This window comes from Flaviramulus basaltis (genome assembly GCF_900114265.1).
GTDB lineage: Bacteria > Bacteroidota > Bacteroidia > Flavobacteriales > Flavobacteriaceae > Flaviramulus > Flaviramulus basaltis.
This window is the reverse complement of record NZ_FPKV01000002.1, coordinates 51,818-66,339: the sequence shown is the minus strand read 5'-3', so window position 1 is coordinate 66,339 and position 14,522 is coordinate 51,818. Positions and strand designations below refer to the sequence as shown.

Here is a 14,522-nt window from a genome sequence, read left to right as displayed (position 1 = left end):
TAAAAACAACAAATGCTAGCAATTTTAAAAAAAGAAATAAACTCATTTTTTGCATCACCAATTGGCTATTTAGTCATTGCTATTTTTTTAGTTTTAAATGGTTTGTTTTTATGGTTATTTAAAGGCGAATTTAATATTCTTGATTATGGTTTTTCCGATTTATCATCTTTCTTTTTATTAGCGCCTTGGATACTAATTTTCCTTATTCCTGCGGTAACCATGCGAAGTTTTTCTGATGAAAAAAAACAAGGGACTTTAGAGCTTTTACTTACTAAACCCATATCGCATTTAAACATTGTTTTAGGTAAATATTTTGGTGCTTTTATCTTAATACTTATAGCGCTCTTACCAACATTGATTTATGTTTACACCGTTTATCAATTAGGAAATCCTGTTGGGAATTTAGATATTGGTAGTACAATTGGATCTTATTTTGGGTTACTTTTTTTAATTGCTGCTTATACCGCTATAGGTATTTTTGCTTCAACATTATCAGATAATCAAATTGTAGCTTTCATCATTGCCGTTTTTATTTGCTTCCTGTTTTATATTGGTTTTGAAGGTATATCTGAATTTACTTCTAGTAATTTTATAGATCAATTAGGTATGAGTAATCATTATAAAAGTATGAGTCGGGGTATTATTGATACAAGAGATATTTTATACTTTTTAAGCATCACCATTTTCTTTTTAATATTAACAAAACTAAATATTAACAAAGAAGCAAAATGATTTACACACCTCTATTTATTGTTTTATTATCTGTAGTATTTATACTCGTTTGGCTATTTACTAACACTATAGATAAACGTAAATGGCTTAGTTTTTTAATTAGTTTAGTACTAACTCCTATTGTTTACTTTTACTTATTCTACCCCTTTTTAAACATATTTAGTAGTTACCATCATGAAAAGTATTTTAATGCTGAAACATGGTTAAAAAAACCATCTTTACGTTACGAAATGAGTAATAATATTATCGATGAAAATTTATTTGCTGGTAAAACAAAAAAAGATATCAAGAATCTTTTAGGTGAAAGTGAATGGTTTGGTTGGGACGATTCACTCAAAGCAAATTCGCCACAAAAATGGAATTATAACTTAGGTTTTAAACCCGGTGCTTTAAATAATATGCAGGAATGTATTGAAATTGTATTTAATACAAATAGAGTAAAAACAATTAAACAATATCAATTAGAAAAAACTTTTGAATAAAAATTTAAAACACATACTAATCCTTATAATAGGTATAATTGCTATAAATTATATAAGCAGTAAAATTTACAAGCGCTTTGATTTAACAACAGATAAACGTTATACACTAAATGAATCTGCTATTAATATTATAAAGGATATTGAATCTCCAATTGTAATAGATGTCTTTTTAGAAGGAGATGATTTTCCATCGGAATTTAGACGTCTTCAAAATGAAACAAAACAATTACTTGAAGAATTTTTAGCAAAAAATAAAAACATTGTTTTTAATTTTATTAATCCTTTAGAAGATGAATCAAAACGTGAGTTAAGAATACAACAGCTCACTCAAAGTGGCTTAACACCTATGCAATTAAGTGTACAAGAAAATGGTAAATCTTCGCAAGCCATTATTTTCCCCTGGGCACTAGCTAGTTATAACGAACAGACTGTCATTATTCCGCTAGTAAAAAATAAAATTGGCGCATCTCAACAAGATTTGGTTAGTAATTCTGTGCAACATTTAGAATATGCATTTGCAGATGGGTTTAATAAACTCACCAGACCAAAACAACATAAAATTGCTATTTTAAAAGGCAACAAACAACTTGAAGATAAATACATTGCAGATTTTGTTAAAAAAATTGGAGAATATTATTTTATTGCACCTTTTACATTAGATAGTGTTTCTACGAATCCACAAAAAACATTAAAAGATTTAAATAGTTTCGATTTAATTATATCTGCCAAACCAACTGAAACATTCACTGAAGAAGAAAAATTTGTTTTAGACCAGTATACTATGAATGGTGGTAAAAGCCTTTGGCTAATTGATGCTGTAGCTATAGAAAAAGATAGTCTTTATAATGACACAGGTATAAATTTCGCAATAACTAGAGACTTAAACTTAACCGATTTCTTTTTTAAATATGGTGTTCGAGTAAACCCTGTTATGGTAAGTTCGCTCTACTCTGCTCCTATTACACTAGCTATGGGCAGTGGTAGTGAATCTCAGTTTCAAAATTTAAGGTGGCCATATTCGCCATTAGCCTCATCAAGTAATAATCATCCCATTGTCAATAATTTAAACTTAGTTAAGTTTGATTTTGCCAATCAAATTGATACCCTTAAAAATAGTATTAAAAAGACTATTCTACTTGAATCTGCACCACTTACAAAACTAGAAGGTACACCACGAGAAGTTAGTTTAAACGTAGTTACTCAAGAGCAAGATCCTACAAGTTTCAATAAGGGAAATCAAACACTTGCTGTGTTGTTGGAAGGCGAATTCAATTCTGTTTATAGTAATCGCGTAAAACCTTTTAAACTATTAGAAGACAAGAACAAAAGCGTCCCAACAAAAATGGTAGTTATAGCCGATGGAGATGTTATAAAGAATGATGTGATTAGAAATGCGCCACAAGAATTAGGTTTTGATAGATGGACCGGACAAACCTATGGCAACAAAGAATTCTTATTGAATACCGTTAATTACCTATTAGACGATGGTGGACTTATAAACATTCGGTCAAAAGAAATAGCCGTTGCCTTTTTAGATCAGCAAAAAATAGCATCGCAAAAAACCAAGTGGCAGCTTATAAACATCGCATTACCACTAATATTATTGGGTGTTTTTGGATTTGTATTTAATTACCTAAGGAAGAAAAAACACACCTCCTAAATGTTAATAAGTTTGTTTCCAAATATAGACTGTATGGGATATATTTGTAAGTAGTATATTTACAATTAAAACTAAGTAAATTATATGAAACATTTATACCTAAATACATTTATTGCATTTAGAATTACCATATAAATGTTACATGTAACCTCTAAAAAAATATAATTCAACAAATGAAATTTATAGTATCAAGTACTTATTTATTAAAACAATTACAGGTTTTAGGTGGTGTTATTAACAGCTCAAATACCTTACCTATTTTAGATAATTTTTTATTTGAATTAGACCACACAAAACTCACAGTTTCAGCTAGTGATTTAGAAACCACAATGGCATCTACTTTAGATGTAGAAAGTGATAGTAAAGGAAGCGTTGCAATACCTGCGCGTTTACTTTTAGACACTTTAAAAACATTTCCTGAGCAACCTTTAACTTTTGTTATAGAGGATAACAATACTGTTGAAATTAGCTCTAACCATGGTAAATATGCTTTAGCTTACGCTGATGGAAATGAATTTCCTAAAGCTGTTGAACTTGAAGACCCAAGTAAAACAGTTGTTACTGGAGATGTATTGGCTACAGCTATAAGTAAAACTATTTTTGCTGCTGGAAATGACGATTTACGCCCGGTAATGAGTGGTGTGTTTTTTCAGTTTTCAACTGAAGGATTGACCTTTGTTGCAACCGATGCTCATAAATTAGTAAAATATACTCGAGAAGATATAAAAGCCAATCAAGTTGCCGAATTTATTATGCCTAAAAAACCTTTAAATCTTTTAAAAGGAATTTTAGCAACTAATGAAGATGATGTAACTATTGAATATAATGAATCTAATGCGAAATTTACTTTTGACAATTCAGAATTAATTTGTCGTTTAATAGATGGGAAATACCCTAATTACGAAGCGGTAATTCCTAAAGAAAACCCTAACAAATTGGTAATTGATAGAAATCAATTTTTAAACTCTGTACGTCGTGTTAGTATTTTCTCAAACAAAACAACTCACCAAATACGCTTAAAAATTGCAGGTGCCGAATTAAACATTTCAGCAGAAGATATCGATTACAGTAACAAAGCAGAAGAACGTTTAACTTGTGATTATCAAGGTGATGATATGCAAATAGGTTTTAACTCACGCTTTTTAACTGAAATGCTAAATAACTTAAGTTCTGATAATGTACAATTAGAAATGAGTATGCCAAATAGAGCAGGTATTTTAACACCTATTGATGGTCTTGACGAAGGTGAACATATTACAATGCTAGTAATGCCTGTAATGTTAAACAGTTAATTATTATTTTTATGCTATTGCAAAATCTTAACACCACAATTTTTACCAACTAAACCAAAACAAAGATTTACAGCTTTAGCAATATTAAAAAAGCTCACCAATAATGGTGAGCTTTTTTTGTTTATCTCATCTAACTAAACTAACTAATAAAATTAAGAGATAAAGAGTTTAATATATTCTAACTAATAAAATTAATAGTAAAAGGATATGTAGGAGTCTCTCCTCTACTCGCTTTTATAGCATTTACTATAGGAAAAATTATAGAAACTACTCCTAATACTAAAAAGCCTAATAAACCTAAGCCAAATAGCAATATTAATGGTATGCAAATAATAAAGTAAATGATTAAGCTCAATTGGAAGTTAACTATATTTTTACCGTGTATATCCATCTGGTATACTTTTTCTTTTTGAGTAAGCCAAAGTACTAATGGTAACAATAAACTACCAAAACCGGTTACTAAGGTTATTAACTGACTTAAATGGGTGATAACTAAAAGTTGATTGTCTTGTCTCATGATGGTGATTTTTTGATTGATACTTATTTGACGTAGGAAATCAAAAAATGTTACAAAACTTTGAAAAAGAGTTAAATTATTTTTTAAATCTCTGACCTCTATTTTCCTTATAATGTTCCTCGAACCATTCTGGTTGCTCGATTTCATTATCATACATATAATCAGCTATTTTTTCAATAATATTTTCTGGATAGTACATTTTAGACATAATGCCAAAGCGTTTTACGGCACCGTACATTTTTGCATTTTCTTCAGTTGGGTTTTTTATCCATTGTTGCATATCATTTATAAACTCTTCTTTAGAAGTGTCTTTAAAAATATAACGTTTTTTAATAGCTATCATTGGAGGTGCTACCCTATTCTCTTCACTTGTTGTAGCATTATGGCATGCATAACAATGAGCTTTCATTAGTTTTTCTCCCGGGTGAGTTTGAGTTTTTTCAACCAGAAAGTTAATAGATGTGGTATAATTTTCTTTTTCAGAATTTTTACAACCAACAAAAATTAATATCAGTAATGTAAAATACAAAATGGTTTTCATAATATATCAATTAAGAATTATGCATGACTAAAAACGGAATATCAATTTTAAATGCAAATGTTTCCACAGAATGTTTGGAAAATAAACGAATTAAAAAGGGATGTTTTTTACTTAACATTGCAATCATTTTTATATTGTTTTCAATAACATAATCATGAATACTGTTATAAATATTTTTTTCTTCTGTAACTATTCTATCAAAAATAACATCAGTGAAATTTTCTTCAAAAAAACCTATGTTCTCATTAAGTTTTTCTTCATAATTATAATCTTCAATAACATGCAATATTTTTAATTTTGATTTATACGCCGTAACTAAATCTTTTAATGGTTTTAAATTTCTTAAAAAATATGAAGTTCTAAAACTACTAGTAAAAGCTATAGTATCTAATTTTTTAAATTTACATCCTTCGGGAATAGCTAAAACTGGTACATCACAACGTTGCATAACACGAACAGTATTGCTCCCAAAAATCACTTTATCTAAACCTGAAGCTCCTTTTGTTCCCATAACAATTAAGTCCACATTATGGTTTGAAGAAGTTTGATTAATGGCATCTACAAAATTGTCATAATCTACAATAGAATAAAATGTATGATTACTATTTGCTGAGTGATTTTCAATTTGGCTTATAATATTTGTAATAGACTTCTTTGCCGCGTCTATTAATGTATTATAAATTGTTGCAGATGATGAAACAGACATCATATCATCAGAAATAAATGAAGATGCTTTTTGTACATTAAGAATATAAAAATGACACGTAATATGCTCAAATAATTTTACTGCATAGTTTATGGCATTAATAGAATTCTTAGAAAAATCTGTGGGTAGCAAAATAGTTTTCATCAAAAAAACAATATTGGTTCTCAAGTAAAAATAATATGGTAAATCACTAAAAACTATGACAATTATCATTTATTAAAAATGCTATGCTTTTAGAAAATAAAAAAATTAGTATAATAATTTAAAGCATTGTATTTTCGGCACAATAAATGCTTAATAGCACGTTATAACCTAAAACTAATACTACATGCTACGAATATCTATTTTATTAATTTTTTTATTTTCAATTTCAATAAATGCACAAAATAATGCAGTAGCTGCAGGTGAAAAACTAGTATACACTGCTTCTTATAACATGTCTGGAATTTTAAACGATTTGGCAGAAGTTACCATGGAAACTAGCGCTGTAAAAACATCAAAAACGACACTTTTAAAGTTAAAATGTACAGCTACAACTTATAGCAAATGGGACAATTTTTTTAAAATAAGAGATTTGTATGAAAGTTATGTAAGTCCTAAAAGCTTAACACCTTATTTGTATAATAGAGATATTAATGAAGGTAGCTATTACAAAAACATGAAGTACACTTTTAGTCATAAAACTAAAACGGTAAAATCTGTACAGAAAAAAAAGAAAAACCAAGTAGAAAACAAAACCGTAAACATAGGTTCTGGCACAAAAGATATTGTCTCAACTATGTATTATATTAGGCTATACGACTTCGCAAATATGTCTATTGGAACAAGCAAAACACTTCCTATAATATTTGACAGAGAACAAATTCTTGGAAAGATAACCTATTTAGGTAAAGAAACCATATCAACAGCAATTGGGAAGAAAGAATGCTACAAATTAGCTATTGGTTCTAGTGAATCTAATGTTCTTCAAGGAAAAAATAATAATTTTTTATGGCTTACTGCCGATGAGAACAAAATCCCTGTTTATGGTAAATTTAAAATTCCTGTTGGTAATGGTGAGTTAAAAATAAAATCTGCTACAGGTTTAAAAAATTAAAATATTATGAAAAAGATTTTTACAATTCTAGCAATAATAGCATCAATATTTGCCGTTTTACTTGCCGTTTTACCAGTTTCAAATTTAGCTGTGTTTCCTGCTATACTGGCTCTTATATTTGGTTTAATAGCGTTTTATCTATCTAAAAAAACCGGTGAAGTAAAAAAAATAATTCAGTTTAGTTTTTTTTTAACAATTATAGCATTAGTCATAACAACTTACAAAGCCATATTTGCAGAAACGCAAGTATCTAGTACTGAAGTTTTAGAGGCTACAGAAACAAAACTTGAAGAAGAATCTATAGATGAGTTAGAAAATTTAGATATTGAAGAAATAGAAATTAATAATGAAGAATTGGAAAATTTAGAAATTGAATAGTAAGTATTTTCTTCATTTTTTATATATTTGTTTTTTAATTAAGTGAAACGGACATACTTAAAGTTTTCTTGCCCCAGAGAATGATTTGATTGTAAGTTACATGGGATAAAACCTATTTAATACACACATGAAAAGCCCATTTATTCTCTCTCTATTTGTACTTGTAGGTACTTGTGCCACACAAAAATACACTGTTAAAATTCAAAATTTAAAAGACAGTATTAAGTTATCAGACAGCACTTTAGTTATAAGCTTTGCAAATACTATAACTGCCAAAGAATTAAAAACACATCTTTACAAATTTTCTTCTAAAGAATTTCAAGGTAGAGAAGTTGGTGAAATAGGACAAAAATTAGCTTCAGAATTTTTAAAATCTTATTACCAAAACCAAAATATTATATCTCCTTTTTCAGATAATAATTATTATCAAATAATTCCAGCTAAGTTTTTACCAGAAAACACAAAAAGTTCAGAAAATGTTTTAGCATTTATTGAAGGAAGTGAAAAACCAAATGAGATAATTATTATTTCTGCACATTTAGATCATTTAGGAATTTCTGAAGACGGAAAAATATATCAAGGAGCTGATGATGATGGTTCTGGCACAGTAGCTCTAATGGAAATGGCTCAGGCATTTAAACTAGCTAAAAATGAAGGTTATGGCCCAAAAAGAAGTATTTTATTTATTCATTTAACGGCAGAAGAAATAGGAAAACAAGGCTCTGATTTTTATATAAAACATCCTGCTTTTCCCTTAGAAAACACATTAGCTAACCTTAATATTGACATGATAGGACGGGTAGATGAGTTGCATAAAAAAAACAAAGATTATATATACTTAATAGGATCTGATAGATTAAGTAAGGAGTTGCATTACCTTTCTGAAAAAGTAAATAACACCTATTTTAACATTAACCTTGATTATAGGTTTAATGCAGAAAATGACAGTAATCACTACTATTCAAGATCTGATCAGTATAACTTTGCACTTCAAGGTATTCCTGTTATATTTTATTTCAATGGTGAACATCAAGATTATCATAAAACTACAGATACTCCTGATAAAATAGACTACCCTTTATTGGAAAAACGGACAAAACTTATCTTTGCTACGGCATGGCAAATAGCCAATCAAGAGCATAGTGTTACTACAGATAAAAATAGCGAACTGTTAAATTAGAAATAAAAACATCTGTTCTGTCAATACATTTTTGTAATATCGTATTCAAATATTTAAACTTATAAACTTGAAAAATTTAGCAATTCTTTTATGTGCTACGCTTTTATTATCATCATGTAGTTCGTCACAAAATAAAAACAAATCTCAAAAGCCTGCTAACCCAGAAACTTACGCAAAAACTATTACTGCAAACGAGCTTAAAGATATGCTTTATACTTATGCTTCGGATGAATTTGAAGGAAGAAAAACTGGAGAACCTGGTCAAAAAAAAGCAATAGAATTCTTAAAAAGCAAATATGTTGCTGCGGGTATTCCATCTCCCATAGCAGAAGGAGACTACTTTCAAGAAATTCCTGAGTCTTTTTTTAAAGGAGATATAAAAGCCTCAGAAAATGTTTTAGCTTATATAGAAGGTTCTGAAAAACCAGATGAAATTATTATTATTTCCGCACATTTAGATCATATAGGAATATCAAAAAATGGTGATATTAATAATGGTGCAGATGATGATGGTTCTGGAACGATTGCTGTTTTAGAAATTGCCGAAGCTTTTAAAGCAGCTGAAAAAGATGGTCATGGTCCAAAACGTTCAATTCTATTCTTGCATGTTACTGGCGAGGAAGTTGGTCTTTATGGATCACGTTATTATGCTGATGAAGATCCTATTTTTCCATTAAAAAATACGGTAGTAGATTTAAATATCGATATGATTGGTCGTGTAGACCCAAAACATGAAGGTGGTAAAAATTATTTGTATTTAATTGGTTCTGATAAACTAAGTAAAGAGCTGCATAATATTTCTGAAGAAATAAATAAGAAACACTCTAATTTAGAATTTGACTATACTTATAATGACGATAACGATCCAAACCGTTTTTATTACAGATCTGACCATTACAACTTTGCCAAAAACAACATACCTGTAATTTTCTATTTTAATGGTACACACGCAGATTATCACAGACCAAGCGATACACCAGATAAAATTAATTATGAGTTTTTAGAAACTCGTACACGCTTAATATTTTACACGGCTTGGGAATTAGCTAATCGAGATGAACGCATTAAACTTGATTAGTTATAATTATAATAAAGAGTAGTTCCTTTAAAAAAAATCAACAAAAAAAGCCTTTCAATTTCTTGAAAGGCTTTTACTTTTTGGGTGGAAGACCGGATTCGAACCGGCGACCCTTGGTACCACAAACCAATGCTCTAACCAACTGAGCTACAACCACCGTGTAACTGCATTTTGTAATGCGTGTGCAAATGTAATTGTTTTCATTCTTTTCTACAAAGACTTTTTTAAAATTTTATTAGAGATTTTTAAAATAAAATTTCTAATCGTCATAACTACTTTAAATCGAACAAACTATCTACTGCCGGATAGCGCTCCACATTAAAACCTTCTGCATGCTCTACTCCTATTAGTCTTCCTAAATCTTTAGCTCGGTATATAATACTGTCTGTAAAGTTTTTACTAGAAATAGGTGTTTCAGGCTCTTTACTGTTTGCATCGTAAAACTGTGTTTTATAGGCTAATACAGAAGCCATTTTTTTATCTATAAACCCAGAAATATCAACAACAAAATCTGGTTCTAAATTTTTCCATTGTATATAATGGTATACTAATTTTGGTCTCCAAGGTTTTTGTAATGTACCTGTTTCATCTTTTGTTTCAATTTTAATTAAACCACTTAAAAAACAAGCATCACTAACTAATTTGCTTCCTTTTCCGTGGTCTATATGTCTATCATCAATAGCATTGCAAATTAAAATTTCTGGTTGATATTTACGAATCATTCTTATTACCTCCAATTGGTGCTCTTTATCATTAACAAAAAAACCATCAGCAAACCTTAAATTTTCTCTAATTGAAACTCCTAATATTTTAGCAGATTCTGCGGCTTCATTATGCCTTGTTTCAATAGTTCCTCTAGTTCCTAACTCACCTCTTGTTAAATCTATAATACCAACTTTTTTTCCGTTGGTAACTTCTTTTGCTATAGTACCACCACAACCTAATTCAACATCATCTGGATGGGCTCCAAAAGCAAGAATATCTAATTTCATATAAATTTTTTAATAATTAAATTTCAATAATATGTTCATTTACAACAATATATTAAGAATACTTAAAATCTCTCTATAGCTATCACGTTTTCGTTTTCAGAATTGGTAATTAATAGCGTCTAATTTTCATAATTCATTAAAAGTAGAACACATATATAAAGCATGACATTAGTCATATTTATTAGTGATTATGCCCTGTAATTTTACATCAAAATAGATAAGTAATCTAAATAAGTGCTAAAGCTAATAAACAATTATAAAATATGATCTATTTAATGCTCCTCATTTTAGTTATAACAATTGGTCTCTTTGTTTGGGGAAAGTTTACACCAGATATTGTTGCATTAATTTCAATGTTAAGTTTATACTTAACGGGCCTTTTAAATACCACCGAAACTTTAAGTGGCTTTAGCAATCCAACAGTTATTATGATTGCTGCCTTGTTTATAATTGGAGAAGGTATTGCACAAACAGGTTGGACAGCCTTAGCTGGTAAGAAATTTGTTGAATGGGCAGGAAAAAGTGTTCCAAAACTATTAGTTATTATAACCTTAGGAGCTGGTATTTTATCTGGGTTTGTTAGTAATACAGGAACTGTAGCTACTTTAACTCCGCTTACTATTTCTTCTGCTTGGAGCATTGGTACATTACCTTCAAAAATGCTGATGCCAGTCGCATTTGGGTCTAACACAGGTGGTTTATTAACCTTAACTGGAACGCCTCCAAATATTATAGCTAGTAATGCCTTAATTGATGCTGGTTTTGACGGGTTTTCTTTTTTTGAATTTGGATTAATCGGTGTTCCGTTATTAATTGTAGCCCTACTATATTTTAGATATATAGGATATAAACTATTACCAAAAAACAAAACAAACAATAAACCTATAAATATTGAATCTACATTACACAATTGGATAGAAGCTTATAAAATTGATAATGGTTATTACAGATTACGTATAAGATCTATTTCTCCTTTAATCAATACCAAAATTGAAGATTGGCAATTCGAAAAAACATATAATGTATCTATTATTCGTATAAAAAGAAGACATCCAAATGTTTTAAAAGGAGTGCCTGCTTTTGAAGAATTCCCTAGTCCTATTACAGATTTGCTTTATCATGACATTATTACTGTAAAAGGAGATACCGAAGCCATCAATAAGTTGATGATTACTTTTAGATTAGGGCTTTTACCACTAGAACCTATTACAGACGAACTTAAACACAATTTAATAAATCAAGAGGTTGGTATGACTGAGGTTATTGTTAATCCAAACTCCATATTAGTAGGTAGAAAATATAAATTAGGAGATTATTTTAAACGTTATGGCATACAACTTTTAGCGGCATCAAGAAACAATAAACCTTTACAAGAAAAAGAAATTATTGTGAAAGCTGGGGATGCCTTTTTAATTCGTGGTACTTGGGAAAGTATAGACGATTTAAAAAAACAACATGAAAACCTAGTTATTATAGGAAGTCCTGAAGGGATGGCTAAAAACGTCGAATCTCTAAATGGTAAATCTTACATCGCTTTAGGTGCTTTAATACTGATGATTATTTTTATGGTATTTGAAATTGTACCAGGATCTATAGCTGCATTAATTTCAGCTGGTATTGTTTTACTAACAGGATGTCTACCAATATCAAAAGCATATAAAGGCATTAGCTGGACAAGTGTTGTTATGATTGCTGCTATGATTCCAATGGGAATAGCATTACAAAAAACAGGTACTGCACAAATTATTGCTAATAGTTTAGTCGATTATTTAGGAGCAATACATCCTATTTTACTATTAGCAGGTGTATTCTTATTAACTACAACGTTTAGTCAAGTCATTAATAACTCTGCAACAGCAGTACTAATGGCGCCTATAGCAATACTAGCTGCTACCTCATTAAACCTGTCACCAGCACCATTTATGATTGTGGTTGCTATAAGTGCATCAACCGCATTTTTAACACCAATAGGAACAACAACAAATGCGATGGTAATGACTCCTGGTGGGTATAAATTTATGGATTATTTAAAAGTAGGTGCTCCTCTACTCTTTCTGTTTTTCATTATAACTCTAATATTAGTGCCAATAATATGGCCATTTTAAATAAATATTAATAGGAACCTTAAAATTAAGTAAACATGGAAACAACTATGACAAAACAATCCGATTTAAAAAAATATGGAATAAAAGATGCCAAAGTAAGCTGGAATTTATCTCCTGAAGCACTTCAACAAATTACAGTTGAAAAAGGAATGGGAAAAGAAACAGCAAATGGAACTCTTGCCATTAATACTGGAAAATTTACAGGTCGTTCCCCTCAAGATCGTTTTCTTGTAAAGGATGACTATACTACAGATAAAGTTTGGTGGGGTAAAACGAACAAACCTATATCTCCTGAAAATTTTGACAAACTTAAAAGTGAAATCACTAAATATCTTTCTGGAAAAGAAATTTATGCTAGAGATGGATATGTTTGTGCTGAGCCTGAGTACAGAACAAATATAAGAACGGTAACAGAATTGCCATGGTCAAGCATGTTTGTATACAATATGTTTTTAAGACCTAGCGAAAAAGAGTTAGAGACCTTTAAAGAAGACTGGGTAGTACTTTGTGCTCCTGGATATGTTTGCCCAGATCCCAAAGCCTATGGTATTCGTCAAGGTAATTTTTCAATCATCAACTTCACTCAAAAAATAGCTTTAGTAGGAGGATCTGCTTACACTGGTGAAATTAAAAAAGGTATTTTCTCTGCATTAAATATGATTTTACCGGTTGAAAAAAATGTATTACCAATGCACTGTTCTGCTAATGTTGGAAAATATGGAGATACTGCTATTTTCTTTGGATTATCAGGTACAGGAAAAACAACGTTATCTGCAGACCCAGATAGAAAATTAATTGGTGATGATGAACACGGTTGGACAGCAGATAACACAATTTTCAACTTTGAAGGTGGTTGTTATGCAAAAGTAATTGACCTTACAGAAGAAAAAGAACCAGATATTTTTAGAGCCATTAAACCAGGAGCATTACTTGAAAACGTCGTGTTTAAAGATAATGGCGAGCCAGATTATATGGATAGTAGTATAACACAAAATACTCGTGTAAGCTACCCTATTTACCATATTGATAATATTCAAGAAACACTTTATGCAAACAACCCTAAAAACATCTTCTTTTTAACTTGTGATGCGTTTGGTGTATTGCCCCCAGTATCTAAATTAACTCCAGGTCAAGCGGCATATCACTTTATTTCTGGATATACAGCAAAAGTTGCGGGAACAGAAGCTGGAATTACAGAACCAGTACCATCTTTCTCTGCTTGTTTTGGAGAACCTTTTATGCCTTTGCATCCAACTGTTTATGGTGAAATGTTAAGCAAAAAAATGACAGAAGCTGGTGTAAATGTATGGTTAATAAATACAGGATGGAGCGCAGGACCTTATGGTGTTGGATCACGTATTAAACTAAAATATACTAGAGCTATGATTACTGCAATCCTTAATGGAGATTTAGATGAAGTAGATTTCCAACAAAACTTTATTTTCGGTTTGCATATGCCAAAATACTGTCCAGGTGTACCATCAGAGATTTTAGACCCGATGAATACTTGGTTACAAAAAGGTGCTTATGTTGGAAAAGCTATTCAATTAGCACATTCTTTCCACTTAAACTTTGAGAAATTTGCTCAACAAGCATCAGATCAAATTATTGAAGGTGGACCTTTAATTGATGAGCATCATCATTTAAACGAACACTTTTAATAGGGTTCTTATTTAAGCAAAAGGAGCTCAAATTGGGCTCCTTTTATCTTTTCTTTCTTTATAAAAAAGCAAGTTTAGATTGACCAAAAAACTTTATTTCCA

General features: G+C 30.1%; 14 protein-coding genes and 1 tRNA gene. 10 read left to right on the top strand and 5 right to left on the bottom strand.

Annotated features, from left to right (window positions below):
* The first annotated feature begins 12 nt into the window (after positions 1-12).
* From gldF to dnaN, 4 genes are all read left to right on the top strand, one after another.
* Positions 13-732 carry a gliding motility-associated ABC transporter permease subunit GldF gene (gldF, locus tag BT151_RS06940; protein ID WP_072401086.1) on the top strand — a complete coding sequence of 240 codons (720 nt, stop codon included), beginning with the start codon at positions 13-15 and terminating at the stop codon, positions 730-732.
* Positions 729-1,214, top strand: a complete 486-nt coding sequence (locus tag BT151_RS06935) for a hypothetical protein (RefSeq protein WP_072401085.1) — start codon at positions 729-731, stop codon at positions 1,212-1,214. Before gldF ends, BT151_RS06935 begins: the two co-directional genes overlap by 4 nt.
* Positions 1,207-2,874, top strand: a complete 1,668-nt coding sequence (gene gldG, locus BT151_RS06930) for a gliding motility-associated ABC transporter substrate-binding protein GldG (protein ID WP_084647897.1) — start codon at positions 1,207-1,209, stop codon at positions 2,872-2,874. The genes BT151_RS06935 and gldG overlap by 8 nt, the downstream gene beginning before the upstream one ends.
* Before the next feature lie 173 nt (positions 2,875-3,047).
* Positions 3,048-4,166 carry a DNA polymerase III subunit beta gene (gene dnaN, locus BT151_RS06925; RefSeq protein WP_072401084.1) on the top strand — a complete coding sequence of 373 codons (1,119 nt, stop codon included), beginning with the start codon at positions 3,048-3,050 and terminating at the stop codon, positions 4,164-4,166.
* Between the two features lie 178 nt (positions 4,167-4,344).
* Here dnaN and BT151_RS06920 read toward each other — a convergent pair whose 3' ends face one another.
* The 3 genes from BT151_RS06920 to BT151_RS06910 all read right to left on the bottom strand — a co-directional run bounded on the left by BT151_RS06920 (position 4,345) and on the right by BT151_RS06910 (position 6,074).
* Positions 4,345-4,683: a DUF4870 domain-containing protein gene (locus BT151_RS06920; RefSeq protein WP_072401083.1), complete on the bottom strand. Its 339-nt coding sequence runs from the start codon at positions 4,681-4,683 to the stop codon at positions 4,345-4,347.
* A 76-nt stretch (positions 4,684-4,759) separates the two neighbouring features.
* The gene (locus BT151_RS06915) at positions 4,760-5,224 is read right to left on the bottom strand and encodes a cytochrome c family protein (protein ID WP_072401082.1); all 465 of its coding nucleotides are present in this window, start codon (positions 5,222-5,224) and stop codon (positions 4,760-4,762) included.
* Between the two features lie 10 nt (positions 5,225-5,234).
* Entirely contained in the window at positions 5,235-6,074 is an 840-nt protein-coding gene (locus BT151_RS06910; RefSeq protein ID WP_171946620.1) for a universal stress protein, read from the bottom strand.
* A gap of 184 nt (positions 6,075-6,258) precedes the next feature.
* Between BT151_RS06910 and BT151_RS06905 the strand changes: the two genes are divergently transcribed.
* The 4 genes from BT151_RS06905 to BT151_RS06890 all read left to right on the top strand — a co-directional run bounded on the left by BT151_RS06905 (position 6,259) and on the right by BT151_RS06890 (position 9,662).
* Positions 6,259-7,026 carry a DUF3108 domain-containing protein gene (locus BT151_RS06905; RefSeq protein WP_072401080.1) on the top strand — a complete coding sequence of 256 codons (768 nt, stop codon included), beginning with the start codon at positions 6,259-6,261 and terminating at the stop codon, positions 7,024-7,026.
* A 6-nt stretch (positions 7,027-7,032) separates the two neighbouring features.
* Entirely contained in the window at positions 7,033-7,404 is a 372-nt protein-coding gene (locus BT151_RS06900) for an FUSC family protein (protein ID WP_072401079.1), read from the top strand.
* Positions 7,405-7,531: 127 nt separating this feature from the next.
* Positions 7,532-8,584 (top strand): M28 family peptidase, encoded by a 1,053-nt coding sequence (locus BT151_RS06895; RefSeq protein ID WP_072401078.1) that lies wholly within the window; start codon positions 7,532-7,534, stop codon positions 8,582-8,584.
* Between the two features lie 67 nt (positions 8,585-8,651).
* Positions 8,652-9,662: a M28 family metallopeptidase gene (locus BT151_RS06890; RefSeq protein ID WP_072401077.1), complete on the top strand. Its 1,011-nt coding sequence runs from the start codon at positions 8,652-8,654 to the stop codon at positions 9,660-9,662.
* 82 nt (positions 9,663-9,744) lie between these two features.
* Here BT151_RS06890 and BT151_RS06885 read toward each other — a convergent pair.
* Positions 9,745-9,820: transfer RNA gene (locus BT151_RS06885), tRNA-His, on the bottom strand.
* A 114-nt stretch (positions 9,821-9,934) separates the two neighbouring features.
* Positions 9,935-10,654, bottom strand: coding sequence for a bacillithiol biosynthesis deacetylase BshB1 (gene bshB1 / locus BT151_RS06880; RefSeq protein WP_171946619.1), 720 nt, complete (start codon positions 10,652-10,654; stop codon positions 9,935-9,937).
* A 275-nt stretch (positions 10,655-10,929) separates the two neighbouring features.
* On the opposite strand from bshB1, the gene BT151_RS06875 reads away from it, so the two are divergent.
* Both BT151_RS06875 and pckA read left to right on the top strand, forming a co-directional pair.
* Positions 10,930-12,759, top strand: a complete 1,830-nt coding sequence (locus BT151_RS06875; RefSeq protein WP_072401075.1) for an SLC13 family permease — start codon at positions 10,930-10,932, stop codon at positions 12,757-12,759.
* 35 nt (positions 12,760-12,794) lie between these two features.
* Positions 12,795-14,420 (top strand): phosphoenolpyruvate carboxykinase (ATP), encoded by a 1,626-nt coding sequence (gene pckA / locus BT151_RS06870; RefSeq protein WP_072401074.1) that lies wholly within the window; start codon positions 12,795-12,797, stop codon positions 14,418-14,420.
* The last annotated feature ends 102 nt before the right edge of the window (positions 14,421-14,522 follow it).

Excerpts from the sequence above, each read along its gene's own strand:
- gldF (WP_072401086.1), top strand. The coding sequence starts at position 13 with ATGCTAGCAATTTTAAAAAAAGAAATAAACTCATTTTTTGCATCACCA.
- BT151_RS06935 (WP_072401085.1), top strand. The coding sequence starts at position 729 with ATGATTTACACACCTCTATTTATTGTTTTATTATCTGTAGTATTTATA.
- dnaN (WP_072401084.1), top strand. The coding sequence starts at position 3,048 with ATGAAATTTATAGTATCAAGTACTTATTTATTAAAACAATTACAGGTT.
- BT151_RS06920 (WP_072401083.1), bottom strand. The coding sequence starts at position 4,683 with ATGAGACAAGACAATCAACTTTTAGTTATCACCCATTTAAGTCAGTTA.
- BT151_RS06915 (WP_072401082.1), bottom strand. The coding sequence starts at position 5,224 with ATGAAAACCATTTTGTATTTTACATTACTGATATTAATTTTTGTTGGT.
- BT151_RS06910 (WP_171946620.1), bottom strand. The coding sequence starts at position 6,074 with ATGAAAACTATTTTGCTACCCACAGATTTTTCTAAGAATTCTATTAAT.
- BT151_RS06905 (WP_072401080.1), top strand. The coding sequence starts at position 6,259 with ATGCTACGAATATCTATTTTATTAATTTTTTTATTTTCAATTTCAATA.
- BT151_RS06900 (WP_072401079.1), top strand. The coding sequence starts at position 7,033 with ATGAAAAAGATTTTTACAATTCTAGCAATAATAGCATCAATATTTGCC.
- BT151_RS06895 (WP_072401078.1), top strand. The coding sequence starts at position 7,532 with ATGAAAAGCCCATTTATTCTCTCTCTATTTGTACTTGTAGGTACTTGT.
- bshB1 (WP_171946619.1), bottom strand. The coding sequence starts at position 10,654 with ATGAAATTAGATATTCTTGCTTTTGGAGCCCATCCAGATGATGTTGAA.
- BT151_RS06875 (WP_072401075.1), top strand. The coding sequence starts at position 10,930 with ATGCTCCTCATTTTAGTTATAACAATTGGTCTCTTTGTTTGGGGAAAG.
- pckA (WP_072401074.1), top strand. The coding sequence starts at position 12,795 with ATGGAAACAACTATGACAAAACAATCCGATTTAAAAAAATATGGAATA.